Consider the following 15,000-nt stretch of genomic DNA (forward strand, 5'->3'; position numbering starts at 1 on the left):
GGCTTAGCGAATGGCAACCGGGTTGATGATCATCTGTACAGCGCCCTTAAGCTTGGCCTGCCCGAGAACGAACAGGAACTCGTGTGCCCGGTCTGCGGCCAGGTCCCTCGTGACGATATTTTCAAGAATATAGACACCGTTTTCTGCCAGAAGCTTCACATGGACCGGGAAGAAAGCACTGGGATCTTCATGGGGAACAGCTTCAAGCCCCCATGTATCGGCACCAACGGCGACAACACCCTGATTTGCCAACCATTCCGCTGCTTCCAGACCAAGGCCCGGTTCGGTCGTTCCGTAAAGCTCATTGTCCTTCCCGACCAAATCAAGCCATCCGGTATGGATCAGAACCACATCTCCCTTGCGAATTTCGGTACCGGCCGCTTTTTGAGCCGCGATGATGTCCTCAAGGGTGATGACATAGCCGCCTTCAAGACGATCAGTCCCCTTGATCGCAGCAACGTCCAGCAAGACTCCACGCGTTGCCATTGGCGGCACGTTTTCAATGCCAAGCTTGGTCAGGCCGGTGGCTGCGACCATGTCTTCGGCGTGGTTATTGTTATAATAGGTATGATGATCACCCAGATGACCCAGACCATCAATCTGTGTCCCGACACCGAGCCAGCCGGTGAACATGTCATCGTTATAGGTTCCCGCATTGCTGCCGATTGTTTTGTTACCGCTTTGTCCGGGCGAAAAAACCGTCACAGCGACACCACGTGGCGCAAAGGCCGGCGTATCACGTGAAACTTCCATCCCCAGTGAATAGACCTTGCCTTCGGAAATCAGCTTGCTGGCTGCAAGTGTTATTTCCGAAGTCAGATAGTTCGCAGCCCCGATTTGATCATCAGGTCCAAACGGTGATGTGAACCGGTCATCAGCCGAAGCGGTACCGATTGCGCCGATAAGACCAAGCATCATGGATGCAGAGACAAGCATTTTTACTTTTTGCATTTTTTCCTCCCTAAGCTGATAAGGACTCAGGGAACAGCAATTAAGATGCCAATCAAAAGTGGTGAAAAACCTAGACAAACTGAGGAGACTGGAGCGGAATCCGATCAACCCAGGGTATAAAATGATCGGTTGCCGCTCAGGCAAAACACGCAGCCGATCGGCCTGTCTCACCAAACTGGCAATCTTTGTCATTCTAAATTTTGAGATAAAGCGATGGTGCCCCCGGGGAGAATCGAACTCCCACTCACTAGGTGAAACAGATTTTGAGTCTGCCGCGTCTACCAATTCCGCCACAGGGGCAGGCAATACAGGTGCTGTTGCGCACCGTCCATCGACGGGCGGGATAATAGCTGTAAATTTCGCGGGGTCAATGGGGCTTTGTGCAAAAATGTTACTGATTTTGCGATCCCGAACTGCGTCATTGCGATCATCAGGAAAATGCGCTTTGATCGCGCCAAGTTTCAAGGCCAAGCGCCACCCGTCAAACGATCGTCAAACAAGATAAGGCGCATTTGCCGTGATCCGCAGTCTTTATGATTGGACCATGAATCTGGCCAGCCATCGCCATGCCGGATGGGCATTGTTTTTTATTGCCGTCATTGAAAGTTCGGTTTTTCCGATCCCGCCTGACATCCTTTTGATCCCCATGATCATTGCCGCACCGACCCGGGCGTGGCGCTATGCGCTGATTTGCCTTGTCGGGTCCGTCCTTGGTGGCGTGATCGGTTATGGCATCGGGTATTTTCTGTTTGAAACGGTCGGGCGTCCGGTGCTTGAGCTGTATGGCTATGGTGCCAAGTTCGACCAGTTCCGGGACTATTATAATGACTGGGGGGCCTGGGCTGTATTTATCGCCGGGGTCACACCATTCCCCTATAAGGTGATTACGATCCTGTCTGGCGTAACCGCCCTTGATCCGCTGATCTTTACCGTGGCATCGATTGCCGCGCGCGGTTTGCGGTTCTTTGTCATTGCGGCATTGATCTGGAAATTCGGCCCGGCGATCCGCGATTTCATCGAAAAGCGTCTGGGCCTCGTTTTCACCATATTTATCGTGGTTCTTGTTGGTGGATTTGCCGCAATCAAACTGATTCCGCACGGCTAGTTCGATGAAGACATTTCAAGGAAGACGGGATTCGGATCTACTGATGTTAAAATTGCTTCGCCCGCACTACATGCCGGCCTTTGCGCCGATTGTGCTGTTTCTGGTGTCAGTCGGAAGCATCGGCTTTGCCCTATATGCCCAATATGTGCAGAAATTGCTGCCCTGCATCCTGTGCCTTTATCAGCGCAAACCGTTCTATATCGTGATCGGGCTGTCTGTTCTGGCGCTCCTTCTGATCCGCTTTCCCAAGGCTGCACGTGCCATCGTCTATCTTTGCGGGCTGACTTTCGCGGTTGGTACCGGCATTGCGATTTACCATGTCGGGGTACAGGAACTGTGGTGGCAGGGCCCGGCCATGTGCGGTGGCGTGCAAAGTGGTGCAAGCTCCCTTGCCGAGCTCAAGGCGCAGCTTCTCGCCCAGCCGATCATTCGCTGTGACAAGATCGACTGGACCCTGTTTGGCATCACCATGCCGACGGTCAATGTGTTCTTTTCAGCAGCCCTGACGGTATTTTGCCTGATTGCACCGTCGCGCTGGATGAAAAAGTAACCACATAACTTAGGCCGAAGTCACATCAGACCGCCGGTATTGAAACTGGCGGTATTGAAATCGCCCCTCGGAAACACCGCTTGAACCCGCCCACATCCTGGGCGGGTTTGTTTTTGATTGCAAACCCGCATAACGCGATCATTTGACCACAAAATGAACGATTCTTTATTTGATAATGAGAATTGTTATTGTTTGCACAAAATTCCCGGTTATATTTGCGCAGCGATTCCCTGTGTGGAATTGCCGTCAGACATCATGGACCACTCGCAGATCAAAGGACCGACCCAGGATTGCCCGACATGACGTTCCATCCGCAAATGACCAGCAGGATCGAAGGTATTTCACTTCTTGATGATTTGCGTTTCCGTCGCTGGAACGCTGCCATCACGGATTTGTGGCATGTCGAATGCGAACAGGAAGCCGGTGGCACCTATGTTTCGCGTGCGCCAAGGCTTGTTGCCATTCTCGACTGCATTGGCGACGGAAATGTCGAAGTTCGGGCATCGAGCGATACAATACAGCGTGGTCACCGTGGACAAGGATGCCTGTCCTATGTCCCGGCCGGGATGGAAGTATCTTCTGAAGTGCTTGGAAAGTGCCGGCTACGCCATCTTGATATTCATCTTGATGTCAATGCGCTTGAACAAAGTATCGGCAATGCATTTGACCGGATCGCGCTTGAAACACCGCGCATCGGTTTTTGCGATCCCCGGATCAATGCACTGGTTCGACTTCTGGCCGATGAACTCGAGAACGGTCAGCCAAGTCGGCAAATCTATGGCGAGGGTCTGATAACAGCATTGGTATCAGCTCTTCTAACACCAACTCAGACTGAAGAGCCCCAACGCAAGCGCGGCAAGCTTGCCCCTTATCAGTTGCGCAAGACTGTTGATTATATTGAACAGAATTGCGGTCGCACGATCCGCCTTGATGAATTGGCGCAACTGACCGGGTTGTCACAATCCTATTTCTGCTCGGCCTTCCGGGAAACCACCGGCATGCCGCCCCAGCAATGGCAGATGAAAGCCCGGGTCGAGCGGGCAAAAAACCTTTTGAAAAAGGGTGACACACCGTTGGCATCCGTCGCCGTCGGCCTCGGTTTCGCCGATCAGGCACACCTGACCCGGGTATTTCGCAAAATCGTTGGCACAACCCCTGGCGCCTGGCGCAAGGAACAACTTGCCTAATTTTTGCCAAATTCCGTTCAATCCACCGAAATCCGGTTCAATATTCCACACCCGCGCGCGTGGTATCGAATTCTCATCATGAAAGATGACCCGCCGGTTCCCGCCCTGCTGGTCGTCGCAAAGACAACCTATACAGGGAATCCACAATGCGTTTTACAGGACAGAAACTGTCTTCGACCCTTTTGCTCGGCACGGCGCTTGCGCTGGTTTTTGCCGCCCCTCATTTTGCACTGGCGCAGTCCGCAAATGATGCGACAGCAAGCGAAGGCGAAACCACTAAAGCAGTGATCATCGAAGGCGAAGCCACAGTCGAGGCCGGTGACCCAACCCCGCCGGTTTATGCCGGTGGACAGGTTGCCACCGGGACGCGCCTTGGTGCCTTTGGCAACAAAGACACCATGGACACACCGATTGCTGCGACCGGCTACACCAGCGAACTGATCAAAAACCAGCAGGCACGCGACATTTCCGACGTGATGGATAACGATCCGTCGGTAATTAACACCAACGGGTTTGGCACCTTTGCCAACCGTTTCACCATTCGCGGCTTTGACCTGACGGCCGATGACGTCTCGATTGACGGGCTTTACGGCACAGCACCGCGTCAGTCGGTTGCCCTTGAAATGTTCGACCGCGTCGAGGTGATCAAAGGCGCCTCGGGCTTCTTGAATGGCATGGCACCTTCTTCCGGTGGCTTGGGTGGCAACATCAACCTTGTCCCGAAACGTGCCGGTGATAATCCGGTGACCAGCTTCACCGGCAGCTATGGCGCCACCAGCGAAGTCGGCGGACATTTTGATTTTGGCCGTCGCTTTGGTTCCGAAGATCAGTTCGGGGTGCGCACAAACGTCATGCACCGGGTCGGAGAAGCGTCCATCGAGGATGAAGATCGCGAAACGTCACTAGGTTCCATCGCCCTTGATTATCGCGGCAATGACACACGAATCACCTTTGATGCCGCGATCAACAAGCTCCGTGTTGAAGAAGGGCGCCCGACAGTTGCAGCAGGATCGCTGACGTCTCTTCCAAGCGCACCGTCCGGCTCGCACAACTTTGCCGCAGACGGTACCTATAGCGATCTCGAAGACAAATTTACACAGCTTCGTTTTGAATATGACGCCACCGACAGCACCATGCTTTACACCGCGATTGGCGCACATAATTCAGATGAGATCGGCGATTATTCGTCTGTCACCCTGACCGGTACGGATGGCTCCGGCAACTTTGGCAGCCTTGCTACTGTTTATGAACGTGACGATGTCAGCGGTGTTGCCGGTATCCGTCAGGAATTCGAAACAGGCCCGGTCAAGCACGAGATCAATGCCGGAACCACAGCGATGTGGCAGGAAGCGCGTCAGAACTACAACTCGGGTTCCAACGTGGCTGGCAATATCTATAACAGCGGCCCATCAACAGTGGCCTTTGGTGACGCCGGGGACGCCAAGCTGAATGCCCACACAATCCTGACCAGCTACTTCATCGCCGATACCCTGAGCTTCATGGATGATAAAATCCACCTCACCGGCGGTGTACGTCGCCAAAATGTCAAATCGCGTGGTTATGACATTTCAACCGGTGCAAAAAATTCCAATTACGATTCTTCGGCCAACTCGCCAATGGCAGGCATCGTTGGCAACGTCACCGATCAAATTTCAGTCTATGCCAACTATATCGAAGGTCTGGCGAAGGGTGAAACCGTCACCAATGCGTCGGCGACCAACCGTGGCGAAACACTTGCTCCGTTCAAGACCGAACAGATGGAAGTCGGTGCAAAGTTTGACTTTGGCACCTTTGGCGGTAGCATTGCGCTGTTCCAGGCTGAAAAGCCTTCTGCCTTTCTTAATTCCAGCAACGTTTACACAACCGATGGCGAACAGCGTAACCGTGGCCTTGAACTGACGGCATTCGGTGAACCTGTTATTGGCACACGCATTCTGGGTGGCATCACCTTTGTTGATGCCGAACTGACCAAAACCCAGAACGGCACCAACGATGGCAACACCGCACCGGGTGTACCGGAATATCAGGCAACGCTGGGTGCAGAATATGACCTGCCATTCCTTAACGGTGCAACAGTCGGTGGACGTCTGATCCATACTGCCTCGCAATACGTCAATACTGGCAACACGGTCGAAATTCCGTCCTGGACGCGATTTGACATGAGCGCGCGTTACGTAACCGAGCTTTATGATTATCCGGTCACCTTCCGCGCCAATATCGAAAACCTGACCGATAATGACTATTGGGAAACGGCCAGCACCCAGTGGAGCTATATGACCGTGGGCAAGCCGCTAACTGCAACCTTCTCTCTGACGGCCGACTTCTGATCGTCTGAGCTCTCTCATCACGGAGTAGCTCTGTAACAGCAAAGCCGACGGTGATATCGCCGTCGGCTTTTTTTGTGGCGCTTTTACAGGCTGAAACGGGCTGCCTAGAAGTCGTATTCCAGTTCCGTATCCCAGTACAAAAAATCCCGCCAGCTTTCGTGAAGATAGTTTGGCGGGAAGCGGCGTCCTGTTGACTGGAGTTCGTGCATGGTGGGCTGTCCCGGCGTCCTGCGCAGTCGCAGGCCCGCCTCGCGGACCGATCGGCTGCCTTTGAACAGGTTGCAGTCAGAACAGGCCGTGACGATGTTTTCCCAGTTTGTACGTCCGCCCCGCGCCCGCGGGATCACGTGATCAAAGGTCAGCTCGTTTGTCGGCAGACGATCACCGCAATACTGGCACGAAAATTCATCGCGCAGGAACACGTTGAACCGGGTGAAAGCCGGGCTGCTTTTAAGCGGGACATATTCCTTGAGCGATATGACGCTGGGCAGCTTCATTTTAAAGGATGGGGAACGTACTTCGCGGTCATATTCGGAAAGAACATCGACGCGTTCAAGAAAGACCGCCTTGAGCGTATCCTGCCAGGACCAAAGAGACAGCGGGAAGTAGCTCAACGGCCGGAAGTCGGCGTTAAGAACAAGTGCCGGACACGCATTGGGCGATAAATGCATATCATCCGCTCCACCGTGTTTACCGAGTCGCTTGCCTTATTTAGCAGGTTCGGGAATCGCTGGTGATGAACATATCATGACGTTTCACCAAACCGGGCGACGCGGCGACGTAAACCACTGATAGAGCAAAGTATAGACCAATTTAGCAAAAGCGCAAAGCTCGTGTTCCGCCGAGTCGCGTTTTATCGATGTCATGCCGCACCGTCGCCCCAGAACAGCGCGGGAACCATGCTTGTGCGCAGCACAAAAAAAAGCTGCACCACCGGTGATGGTACAGCTTGTTCCGTGGCCATTTGACAGGCCAGCGATCAGAAAAACGAAAGGCCCGCCAGAAGCGAGCCCTCGTAAAATCTGTCTGTAAAGCAGAAGCCTGAATTAGGCAGCTTTTGCTTCAACAGCTTTGGCGACCTGGCGTTTGATTTTCACCAAATCTGCCGGCAGCTTTGCATTTGCAGTGCTGAGCAGATATGCATCCAGACCACCACGTTTTTCGATGGTGCGGACAGCATTGGTGGTCAGACGCAGACGCACCGAACGACCGAGCGACTCACTAAGCAGCGAGGTCGGCTGCAGGTTCGGGAGGAAACGACGTTTGGTACGATTGTGGGCGTGGCTCACATTCATGCCGACCAAAACGCCTTTGCCGGATACCGGGCAGCGACGTGCCATGACCTGATCTCCTGGTCTATAAATTCGCAAAAGGACGCTTGGCCTGAACATGCAGGCCCGCGCTTGGAAGCGGGTTAATACTGCCTATGACCAATGTCGTCAAGCCTTCATCAACCGAAAACCGCGACAAAAACGCTTATCCGAGCGGATTTGACGATAATCCGTGGTTTGGGTCGGTTTTTACCCAACTCAACCGCACGGAATCTGTGTCTTTTCAAACCGGCGCGACAATATCAAAGGCCACAAAACGCAGCAATCACCCCATATTCCAGGCACAAATCAATCGATTCCCCGACGGCCCGCAACCGATACCCGCCAGAATCGTGTTTTCAACGCCCGTACACAGTTTCGATTCCACATTCCGTCCTCAGACGTTACCAAACGGCACCAAATGGCACCACTGGCGGACCAAAGAGCGATATGGACAGCTGATTGACACGGATCAAAACGCAAAGCTGCAAAGAATGGTAGCTTCAGCACCATGAGTTAAGAAATCCGTTTGGGGAGCATGACGGAACATGAAAACAGATAGCAAAGTATCACTGCCCCTGCTGGGCATTCTGCTGGTCGCGGTCGCAGGCTTGGTTCTTTATCTTGCCGGGTACGTTCTGGCCCATTTCGGCGTGCCTGTCGCTTCCTTCTGGATTTATGTCGCCTTGGCACTTGTTCCGGTTTGCTTCCTTGTACTGATTGATTTCAGTCGCTGATCTGCCCCAAGACAGAACAGCACAAAAACGGCCGATCACATGATGTGACAGGCCGTTTTTTTATGCGCACAGAGACTTTATGCCCGCACTCAGGGCACCTGTGATATCAGCCGCCCCCTAACGGTCGGAAAGGGATTTCAGCGGCGGGGTATCTTCGACCTGCCAATGGCAATCCAGACAGGGAAGCGCGCCCGGACGGGCAAAGAAATACCCCTGATAGGCATCAACCCCCAATGATTGCAGAAGGTTTCGCTGCTGGTCGGTTTCCACACCTTCGGCAATCACCTGCAAACCGAAGCGATGCGCAATCAGGATCGCGCCTTCGATCACCACACGGGCATTCTCGTCCATTTCAAGGATAAAGGATTTGTCGATCTTGACCGCGTCGATCTGAATTTGATGCAGACGCGACAGGGATGAATATCCGGTCCCGAAATCGTCGATGTGAATGCCGATCCCCATATCAAACAAATCATCAATCACCCGGGAAATCATTGATCGCTGGCGTTCTTCAAAGATTGATTCGGTAACTTCGAGAATAAGCCGCGTTGGTACCAATCCGGTTTCGCTCAGGATTTGCGCCACCATTTCGGTAAAGCCGGGTGCCACAAGCTGACGGATCGAGACATTAACGGCGATCTTTGTTTCGTCATCCCCGTCCGTTGCAGCACATATTTCCCGACAGGCTGTCCGCAAGCACCATTCGCCAATTTCAACGATCAAGGCACTTTCTTCGGCAATCGGAATGAATTCGTCGGGCGGCACAAGGCCAAGCTCATTGCTGTTCCAGCGCAGCAGGGCCTCGTAAGAGACGATCTGGCCATCATCGGCATCAATGACCGGCTGATATTCAAGATAGAACTCACCAATGCCAAGGGCACGACGAAGGGCCTGGTTGATGGCAAGGCGGCGTTCCTGTTCGGTCAGAAGCGTTTTGTCATAGTTGCGCACACTGCCACGCCCGGATCGCTTGACCTCGGCCGCGGCAAGGTCGGCCCAATGGATCAGTTCGGAAATTCCCGGGTTTTTGGCCGCAGCAAACGCCACACCGGTGCTGAACCCGACATGAAGCGAATGCCCGCAAATCATGATGGGCTGACTGATTGAAGCACGCGCCTTTTCAATCGTATTTTCAACCAGCCCATGCAACTCGTCATGCGGGGCTGCAAGCACCATCAGGAATTCATCCCCGCCCCAGCGTCCCACCGCGTGCTGATCATCGACATAAGCCTTCAGACGGTCACTGACAATGCGCAGGACCTCGTCACCGATGGCATGACTAAGCCCGTCATTGATCTGTTTGAAGCGATCAAGATCGATGAACAGCACCGCGTAATCAAGGTCATCAGATGATTGGCGTTTCTGATTGAACCAGGCCGCAATACCATCGCGGTTCAAAATGCCGGTCAGGGCATCATGTTCGACCAGATTTCTGAGTTCCTCGGTCCGTTCTTCGACCCGCGCTTCAAGCGTCGTATTCCAGTTTTCCATGATGCGGTTTTTCTGGCGCAAATCTTCGACCAGACCGTCATTTCGGTGTTTCAACACCAGTGACCGGAACAGGACAACGTGATTGTTCCGATGCGTAATCAGCATCACCATCAAAAAGATGATAGTCATGATGGCAAGAACATAGTTGGCGTCAGCCATAACCGTAAAAATGATCACCGGCGGAAACAGGAGCGCCGTCAGATAGAGCCGCCCGACCAGGAATATAGGCGCAAGAATCCCCGTGGCACCGCCCGCCAGACCGGCAAACATGATCAATGTCATGAACTGGCTTTCGCCGCGGACGATCGGAATTTCAATAATACCGATCACTGCCCACAAGATGGCAGCAGACAGGACACCAAGCGCATATCGCCGCTGCCAGATATGAAAGGCATCGGCATCGAGTTCCGCGACCTTTGCGCGTTCACGATGATAAAGATACCCGCCCCACAAACGAACAGCACATAAAACAGCAAGGATTACAGACCACCAAACGGTGATCGCAACCAGATCCCCCAGCAACCCCAGAATGATCACAAGGCCGCCTGCCGCGGCAAGATTGACAATGATATTTGCCCAGTTGTTGCGATAGGCCAGATCCAGCAGGTCACGGCGGACTTTGCCGGTGATCTCGTCACCGGCTTGTAGTGCAATTTGGGGATCAACAAATCGGCTTGCGATCTTTTTGACCAAACCGGCACATTTTTCCATCTGGTCTGGTTGCCTCTGACATCGTCGCTTGAACTTACAATCCTATAGATAGGTACTATTCAACGACAACGAGAATATCGACAACAACAAAGATCGGATAAATCCGGCCTCCTGATTTGGCCATCAAAAGAACAGGGTCAGGGGTTTCAGCCCCCGATCCTGTTCGTTCACATCAGAAAATCAAAATATTTCAAAGACCTGGCCGGTCTGAAGACCTTCGACCGATTTGGCATAGCCAAGAGCCGCACGGGCAGCTGGCACCGGATCATGGCCGCGGAAATAGGGGGCGTAGCCTTCCATCGCCTCGGTAATGACGCCGGGGCTGACCGCGTTGATTCGATGTCCCGGCTTCATTTCGATGGCCGCCGACTTCACAAACCCTTCGATTGCACCATTCACCATGGAGGCCGAACTGCCAAACTCGATCGGATCCTTGGCCAGAATGCCGGTGGTCAGAGTAAAGGATGCCCGGTCCGCAACATAGCCCCGCCCGATCAGGACCAGATTGACCTGCCCGAACAGTTTGTCATCAATCCCGATGCGGTATTTGTCTTCGTCCATGTCGGCGAAATCGCCAAAATGGACCTTGCCGGTGGTTGAAACCACCGCATCCACCGCCCCGACCTTTTCAAACATCGCACGAATGGAAGCCTTGTCTTTCAGGTCGACATTCACATCACCGCTGTTGCGTGACGCGCGGATGATTTCGTGACGCGGCGACAATTCGGCATCAACACCTTTGCCGATAATGCCCGATGCGCCGATCAAAAGAACCTTCATGTCATCCTCCTTAAATGAAAACTGCAATGACTGGATGATTTCACAGAACAGTTGGCGCGATAATCTGGATAATCCCGAACCATTCGTTTAGTATTTTAAACAATGAAAGATTATCTCAGTGAAATGCGCAGCTTTGCTGCGGTTATCAAACAGGGCAGTTTCACCGATGCCGCCCGCGCCACCGGCGTGTCAAAGGGCCTGATCAGCCAACATGTCAAACGGCTTGAAGATGTTCTTGGCGCGCAATTGCTGTTTCGGTCGACCCGGAAACTCGAACTGACCGAAATCGGTGCGACCTTTCTGGAATATTGCGAAACGATCACCCAAAGCGCCGATGCCGCGTTCGAGGCGGTCGAAGCCCTGCGCGGGGAGCCGGTCGGCACCGTGCGCATCACGGTTCCCGTGTCGTTTGGCGAAATGTTTTTGCAAGACATCATCGTGGCCTTTCAACAGACCCACCCACGCATTCAGATCGAAATGGAACTGGAAAACACGTTCCGCGACCTGCAATCAGCCCATATCGATATCGCCATCCGCGCCGGTCTGACCGATGACCCCGATCAGGTCGCCATTCCGCTGGGTCAACTTTCCGAATTGATCTGTGCCAGCCCCGAATACTGGCAAGCCAATAGCAAACCGCAAACGCCAGCCGATCTTGCCCATCACAACTGTCTGGTCAATTTCCAGTATTACAAGGACCGCAAATGGGTGTTCTTTTCCGATGACGGACCAACATCCATCACAGCCGAAGGCAATTTGCGCCTGAACCACTATCCGCTGATCCGCAATGCCACGGTTCAGGGGCTGGGCGTTGCGCGCTTGCCGCGATATGTCGCCATGCCTGAAATTCGCGCCGGTCGGATCGCAACAGCCCTTGAAAATTATCGGTCACCTTTGCGACCGATCTATCTTGTTTATCCCTATCAGGGGAACCTGCCGATCAAGAACCGGCTGATGATCGATTTCATCCGCAACTGGTTTGCTGATCGCCCGGACTTGCTTGAAACCACATCGACATCGCAAAGCGATCAGAACTGATCCGCCAACAGCCGGACATCATCGGGTTTCATGCCATCTTCGCGCATTGATCGCAGGGTCTTTGACTTGTCGCGTTTGGCAAACCGTTTGCCATCAGGACCGGTCAGAAGCCCGTGGTGCTGATATTCCGGAACGTCATAGCCCAGAAGTTCCTGTAACAAGCGGTGCAGATGGCTGGCAAAGAACAAATCCTGCCCGCGGGTGACAAGACTGATCCCCTGAAGATGATCATCATGGGTCACCGAAACATGATAGCTGGTTGGTGTATCCTTGCGCGCCAGAACCACATCACCAAAGATTTCCGGGGTCGCGATCTGTCGCCCGGCGGCGCGGTCAAACCACACCAGTTCGCGCCCGACACGTTTGATCGCGCCATCCATATCCAGTCGCAGGGCAAAGCTTTCCCCGGCCGCAATCCGGTCTGAACGTTCCTGTGCGGAACAATGGCGACATGTCCCGGGATAAAGCGCCCCATCGGGTCCGTGCGGTGCATTGCCGATCCGTTCGATTTCGGCCTGAATGTCCTTGCGGGTACAGAAACAAGGATACAGCAACCCCATTTCCGTCAGGCGATCAAGCACCGCCTGGTAATCGGCGAAATGTTCGGACTGAACACGCACCGGTTCTTCCCATCGAAGACCAAGCCAGGCCAGGTCTTCAAAAATCGCATGCAGATATTCCGGGCGGCAGCGGGTTTGATCGATATCTTCGATCCGCAAAAGAAAACGGCCATGCGGCCCGGCCTGTTTCATTGAAAACAGCGCGGAAGCCGCATGGCCAAGATGCAGATATCCGGTCGGGCTTGGTGCAAATCGGGTGATCGCCGTCATCCTTTGCGCACCCTGCCCTTACCAGCGGTCGCGGTCACCCGCAGCGCGGTCGCGTGCCTGGCCGCCATCGGCGGGCACATGGCGCATCGGGCGTTTGGGTTGACGCGCACCCTGTTCATCAAACAGGTCCGAAAGCTCGGCAAGCATTGTACCGCCAAGTTCTTCGGGATCATTGATCGTCACGGCACGCCGGTAATAGCGTGTCACGTCATGGCCGATACCAATCGCCAGAAGTTCGACCGGTGATCTGGTTTCGATCCATTCGATCACTTCGCGCAAATGCCGTTCCAGATAATTTCCGGAATTGACCGAAAGCGTCGAATCATCGACCGGCGCACCGTCGGAAATTACCATCAAAATCCGGCGTTGTTCAGAACGACCAAGCAAACGTTCATGGGCCCAAAGCAGTGCTTCGCCGTCGATATTTTCCTTAAGCAGCCCTTCGCGCAGCATCAGACCAAGGTTTTTGCGGGCCCGACGCCACGGCGTATCTGCCGCCTTGTAGATGATGTGGCGCAGGTCGTTCAGACGTCCCGGTTTGGGAGGCTTGCCACTATCGACCCAGCGTTCGCGTGACTGACCACCTTTCCACTGACGGGTGGTGAAACCGAGAATTTCGACTTTTACCCCGCACCGCTCAAGCGTGCGTGCCAGAATATCGGCCGACAGGGCGGCAATCGTGATCGGACGCCCCCGCATGGAGCCGGAATTGTCGATCAAAAGGGTCACGACCGTGTCGCGGAAATCGGTATCCTGTTCCTGCTTGAACGACAGAGACGTCGACGGTGTTGCCACGATACGGGCAAGCTTGGCCGCATCAAGAATGCCTTCTTCCAAATCGAAGTCCCAGCCACGGTTCTGCTGTGCCATCAGGCGGCGCTGCAACCGGTTGGCAAGACGCGACACCACGTTCTGAAGATTGGCAAGCTGCTTATCAAGCATTGCGCGCAACCGCGACAATTCAAGGTTTTCGCACAGGTCATCGGCGGTTACGACTTCGTCATATTCGCGCGTGAAGGGTTCATAGCCACGTTCCACCGGTTCGTTTCGACCATCAAATTCCGGCTGCTCACCCGGTCCGGCAGGCTTTTCTTCCTGCGACATGGCTTCAAGCTGCTGGTCGTCGATATCGCCTTCGCCGGCTTCGGCATCTTCGGACCCGGCTTCCTGTTGCTGGTCACTGCCATCGGGTTCGGAATCGTCATTCTGGCCCTGCTGGCCGCCCTGACTTTCCATTTCTTCCTGTTCGGGGTCGTTTTCGCCTTCCTTGTTTTCGTCGTCCTCGCCTTCCTGTTCGGGCGGGGCGTCATCAAGGTCGTCTTCCAGCGACAAGTGATCAAGCAAACGGCGCATGCCGCGTGCAAAAGCTTCCTGATCATCAAGAACATCACGCAGGTCCGAAAGATCAGCCCCGGCGTTTTCTTCGATATGGGTCCGCCACAGATCAATCAGCGGACGCGCGCTTTCCGGTGCACGTTCGCCAGTAAAAATCTCGCGGGCCAGCATGCCGATCGCATCGGCAAACGGTGCATCGTCCCGCGATGTCAGGCGATGAAAGTTCTTGGCGTGGCAATCCTGTTCGGCATGGTCACGCAGGTTTTTGCGCACCCCGGGGAAATAGCGTGATCCCACGGCCTCGACCCGTGCTGTTTCAAGCGCATCGTAAACAGCCTGAGCCTCGGCTGTTTCGGGCATGCGTTTGGCATGCAGGGCAACGTCATGGTGGCGCATTTTAAGCGCCCAACCATCGGCAATGCCGCGCAGGTCTGCGACTTCGTCCTTGGGCAATGCCTGTTTGGGCATGGGCAAACGGACATGTTCGCCATATCCGCCCGGACGCCCGCCTTTGACAAAGCCGACTTCCAGATCATTGCGCCCGGCAAGCGCGCGAAATGTCGCCGCCGTGCCGCGCAAGAACCCGGAAAGAGCCTCATCATTCTTCATCTTACTACTCGCTTGTGGGACCAGCTCGCCAATCTGCTT

14 protein-coding genes and 1 tRNA gene are annotated in these 15,000 nt (G+C 54.2%); 7 read left to right on the forward strand and 8 right to left on the reverse strand.

From position 1 onward, the window contains the following. Positions 1–3 precede the first annotated feature (3 nt). Positions 4–951 carry a cyclase family protein gene (locus tag WA429_RS08310; RefSeq protein WP_287465394.1) on the reverse strand — a complete coding sequence of 316 codons (948 nt, stop codon included), beginning with the start codon at positions 949–951 and terminating at the stop codon, positions 4–6. 214 nt (positions 952–1,165) lie between these two features. Further along, positions 1,166–1,251 (reverse strand) — tRNA-Leu (locus WA429_RS08315). A gap of 217 nt (positions 1,252–1,468) precedes the next feature. On the opposite strand from WA429_RS08315, the gene WA429_RS08320 reads away from it, so the two are divergent. The 4 genes from WA429_RS08320 to WA429_RS08335 all read left to right on the forward strand — a co-directional run bounded on the left by WA429_RS08320 (position 1,469) and on the right by WA429_RS08335 (position 6,120). Beyond that, positions 1,469–2,056 carry a YqaA family protein gene (locus tag WA429_RS08320; protein ID WP_287465393.1) on the forward strand — a complete coding sequence of 196 codons (588 nt, stop codon included), beginning with the start codon at positions 1,469–1,471 and terminating at the stop codon, positions 2,054–2,056. A gap of 43 nt (positions 2,057–2,099) precedes the next feature. After that, a complete protein-coding gene (locus WA429_RS08325; protein ID WP_068519749.1) occupies positions 2,100–2,606 on the forward strand; it encodes a disulfide bond formation protein B in 507 nt (168 codons plus the stop codon). 299 nt (positions 2,607–2,905) lie between these two features. Next, a complete protein-coding gene (locus tag WA429_RS08330; RefSeq protein ID WP_287465392.1) occupies positions 2,906–3,793 on the forward strand; it encodes a helix-turn-helix domain-containing protein in 888 nt (295 codons plus the stop codon). Positions 3,794–3,939: 146 nt separating this feature from the next. Further along, complete coding sequence (locus tag WA429_RS08335; protein ID WP_287465391.1) at positions 3,940–6,120, forward strand: TonB-dependent receptor; 2,181 nt, start codon at positions 3,940–3,942, stop codon at positions 6,118–6,120. Positions 6,121–6,224: 104 nt separating this feature from the next. Here WA429_RS08335 and WA429_RS08340 read toward each other — a convergent pair whose 3' ends face one another. Both WA429_RS08340 and rpmB read right to left on the reverse strand, forming a co-directional pair. Next, positions 6,225–6,791, reverse strand: coding sequence for an HNH endonuclease (locus WA429_RS08340; protein WP_068519752.1), 567 nt, complete (start codon positions 6,789–6,791; stop codon positions 6,225–6,227). A 375-nt stretch (positions 6,792–7,166) separates the two neighbouring features. Further along, positions 7,167–7,460 carry a 50S ribosomal protein L28 gene (rpmB, locus tag WA429_RS08345; RefSeq protein WP_008889909.1) on the reverse strand — a complete coding sequence of 98 codons (294 nt, stop codon included), beginning with the start codon at positions 7,458–7,460 and terminating at the stop codon, positions 7,167–7,169. Positions 7,461–7,546: 86 nt separating this feature from the next. On the opposite strand from rpmB, the gene WA429_RS08350 reads away from it, so the two are divergent. Together WA429_RS08350 and WA429_RS08355 are read left to right on the forward strand one after the other, a co-directional pair. Beyond that, positions 7,547–7,945 carry a hypothetical protein gene (locus tag WA429_RS08350; RefSeq protein WP_287465389.1) on the forward strand — a complete coding sequence of 133 codons (399 nt, stop codon included), beginning with the start codon at positions 7,547–7,549 and terminating at the stop codon, positions 7,943–7,945. Between the two features lie 33 nt (positions 7,946–7,978). Further along, entirely contained in the window at positions 7,979–8,167 is a 189-nt protein-coding gene (locus WA429_RS08355; RefSeq protein ID WP_068519754.1) for a hypothetical protein, read from the forward strand. Positions 8,168–8,284: 117 nt separating this feature from the next. Here the strand turns inward: WA429_RS08355 and WA429_RS08360 are convergent, their stop codons facing one another. Then, positions 8,285–10,369 (reverse strand): putative bifunctional diguanylate cyclase/phosphodiesterase, encoded by a 2,085-nt coding sequence (locus WA429_RS08360; protein WP_287465388.1) that lies wholly within the window; start codon positions 10,367–10,369, stop codon positions 8,285–8,287. A 180-nt stretch (positions 10,370–10,549) separates the two neighbouring features. Next, positions 10,550–11,149: a short chain dehydrogenase gene (locus WA429_RS08365; protein WP_287465387.1), complete on the reverse strand. Its 600-nt coding sequence runs from the start codon at positions 11,147–11,149 to the stop codon at positions 10,550–10,552. Positions 11,150–11,251: 102 nt separating this feature from the next. On the opposite strand from WA429_RS08365, the gene WA429_RS08370 reads away from it, so the two are divergent. After that, positions 11,252–12,187 carry a LysR family transcriptional regulator gene (locus WA429_RS08370; protein WP_287465385.1) on the forward strand — a complete coding sequence of 312 codons (936 nt, stop codon included), beginning with the start codon at positions 11,252–11,254 and terminating at the stop codon, positions 12,185–12,187. Here WA429_RS08370 and gluQRS read toward each other — a convergent pair. After that, positions 12,178–13,017 carry a tRNA glutamyl-Q(34) synthetase GluQRS gene (gene gluQRS / locus WA429_RS08375; protein ID WP_287465384.1) on the reverse strand — a complete coding sequence of 280 codons (840 nt, stop codon included), beginning with the start codon at positions 13,015–13,017 and terminating at the stop codon, positions 12,178–12,180. The two genes, WA429_RS08370 and gluQRS, sit on opposite strands and share 10 nt — an antisense overlap. An 18-nt stretch (positions 13,018–13,035) precedes the next feature. Continuing rightward, positions 13,036–14,961 carry a cobaltochelatase subunit CobT gene (gene cobT, locus WA429_RS08380; protein ID WP_068519758.1) on the reverse strand — a complete coding sequence of 642 codons (1,926 nt, stop codon included), beginning with the start codon at positions 14,959–14,961 and terminating at the stop codon, positions 13,036–13,038. Positions 14,962–15,000 lie beyond the last annotated feature (39 nt).

The sequence above is a fragment of the Thalassospira sp. CH_XMU1420-2 genome, assembly GCF_037029325.1.
GTDB classification, from domain to species: Bacteria; Pseudomonadota; Alphaproteobacteria; order Rhodospirillales; family Thalassospiraceae; genus Thalassospira; species Thalassospira povalilytica.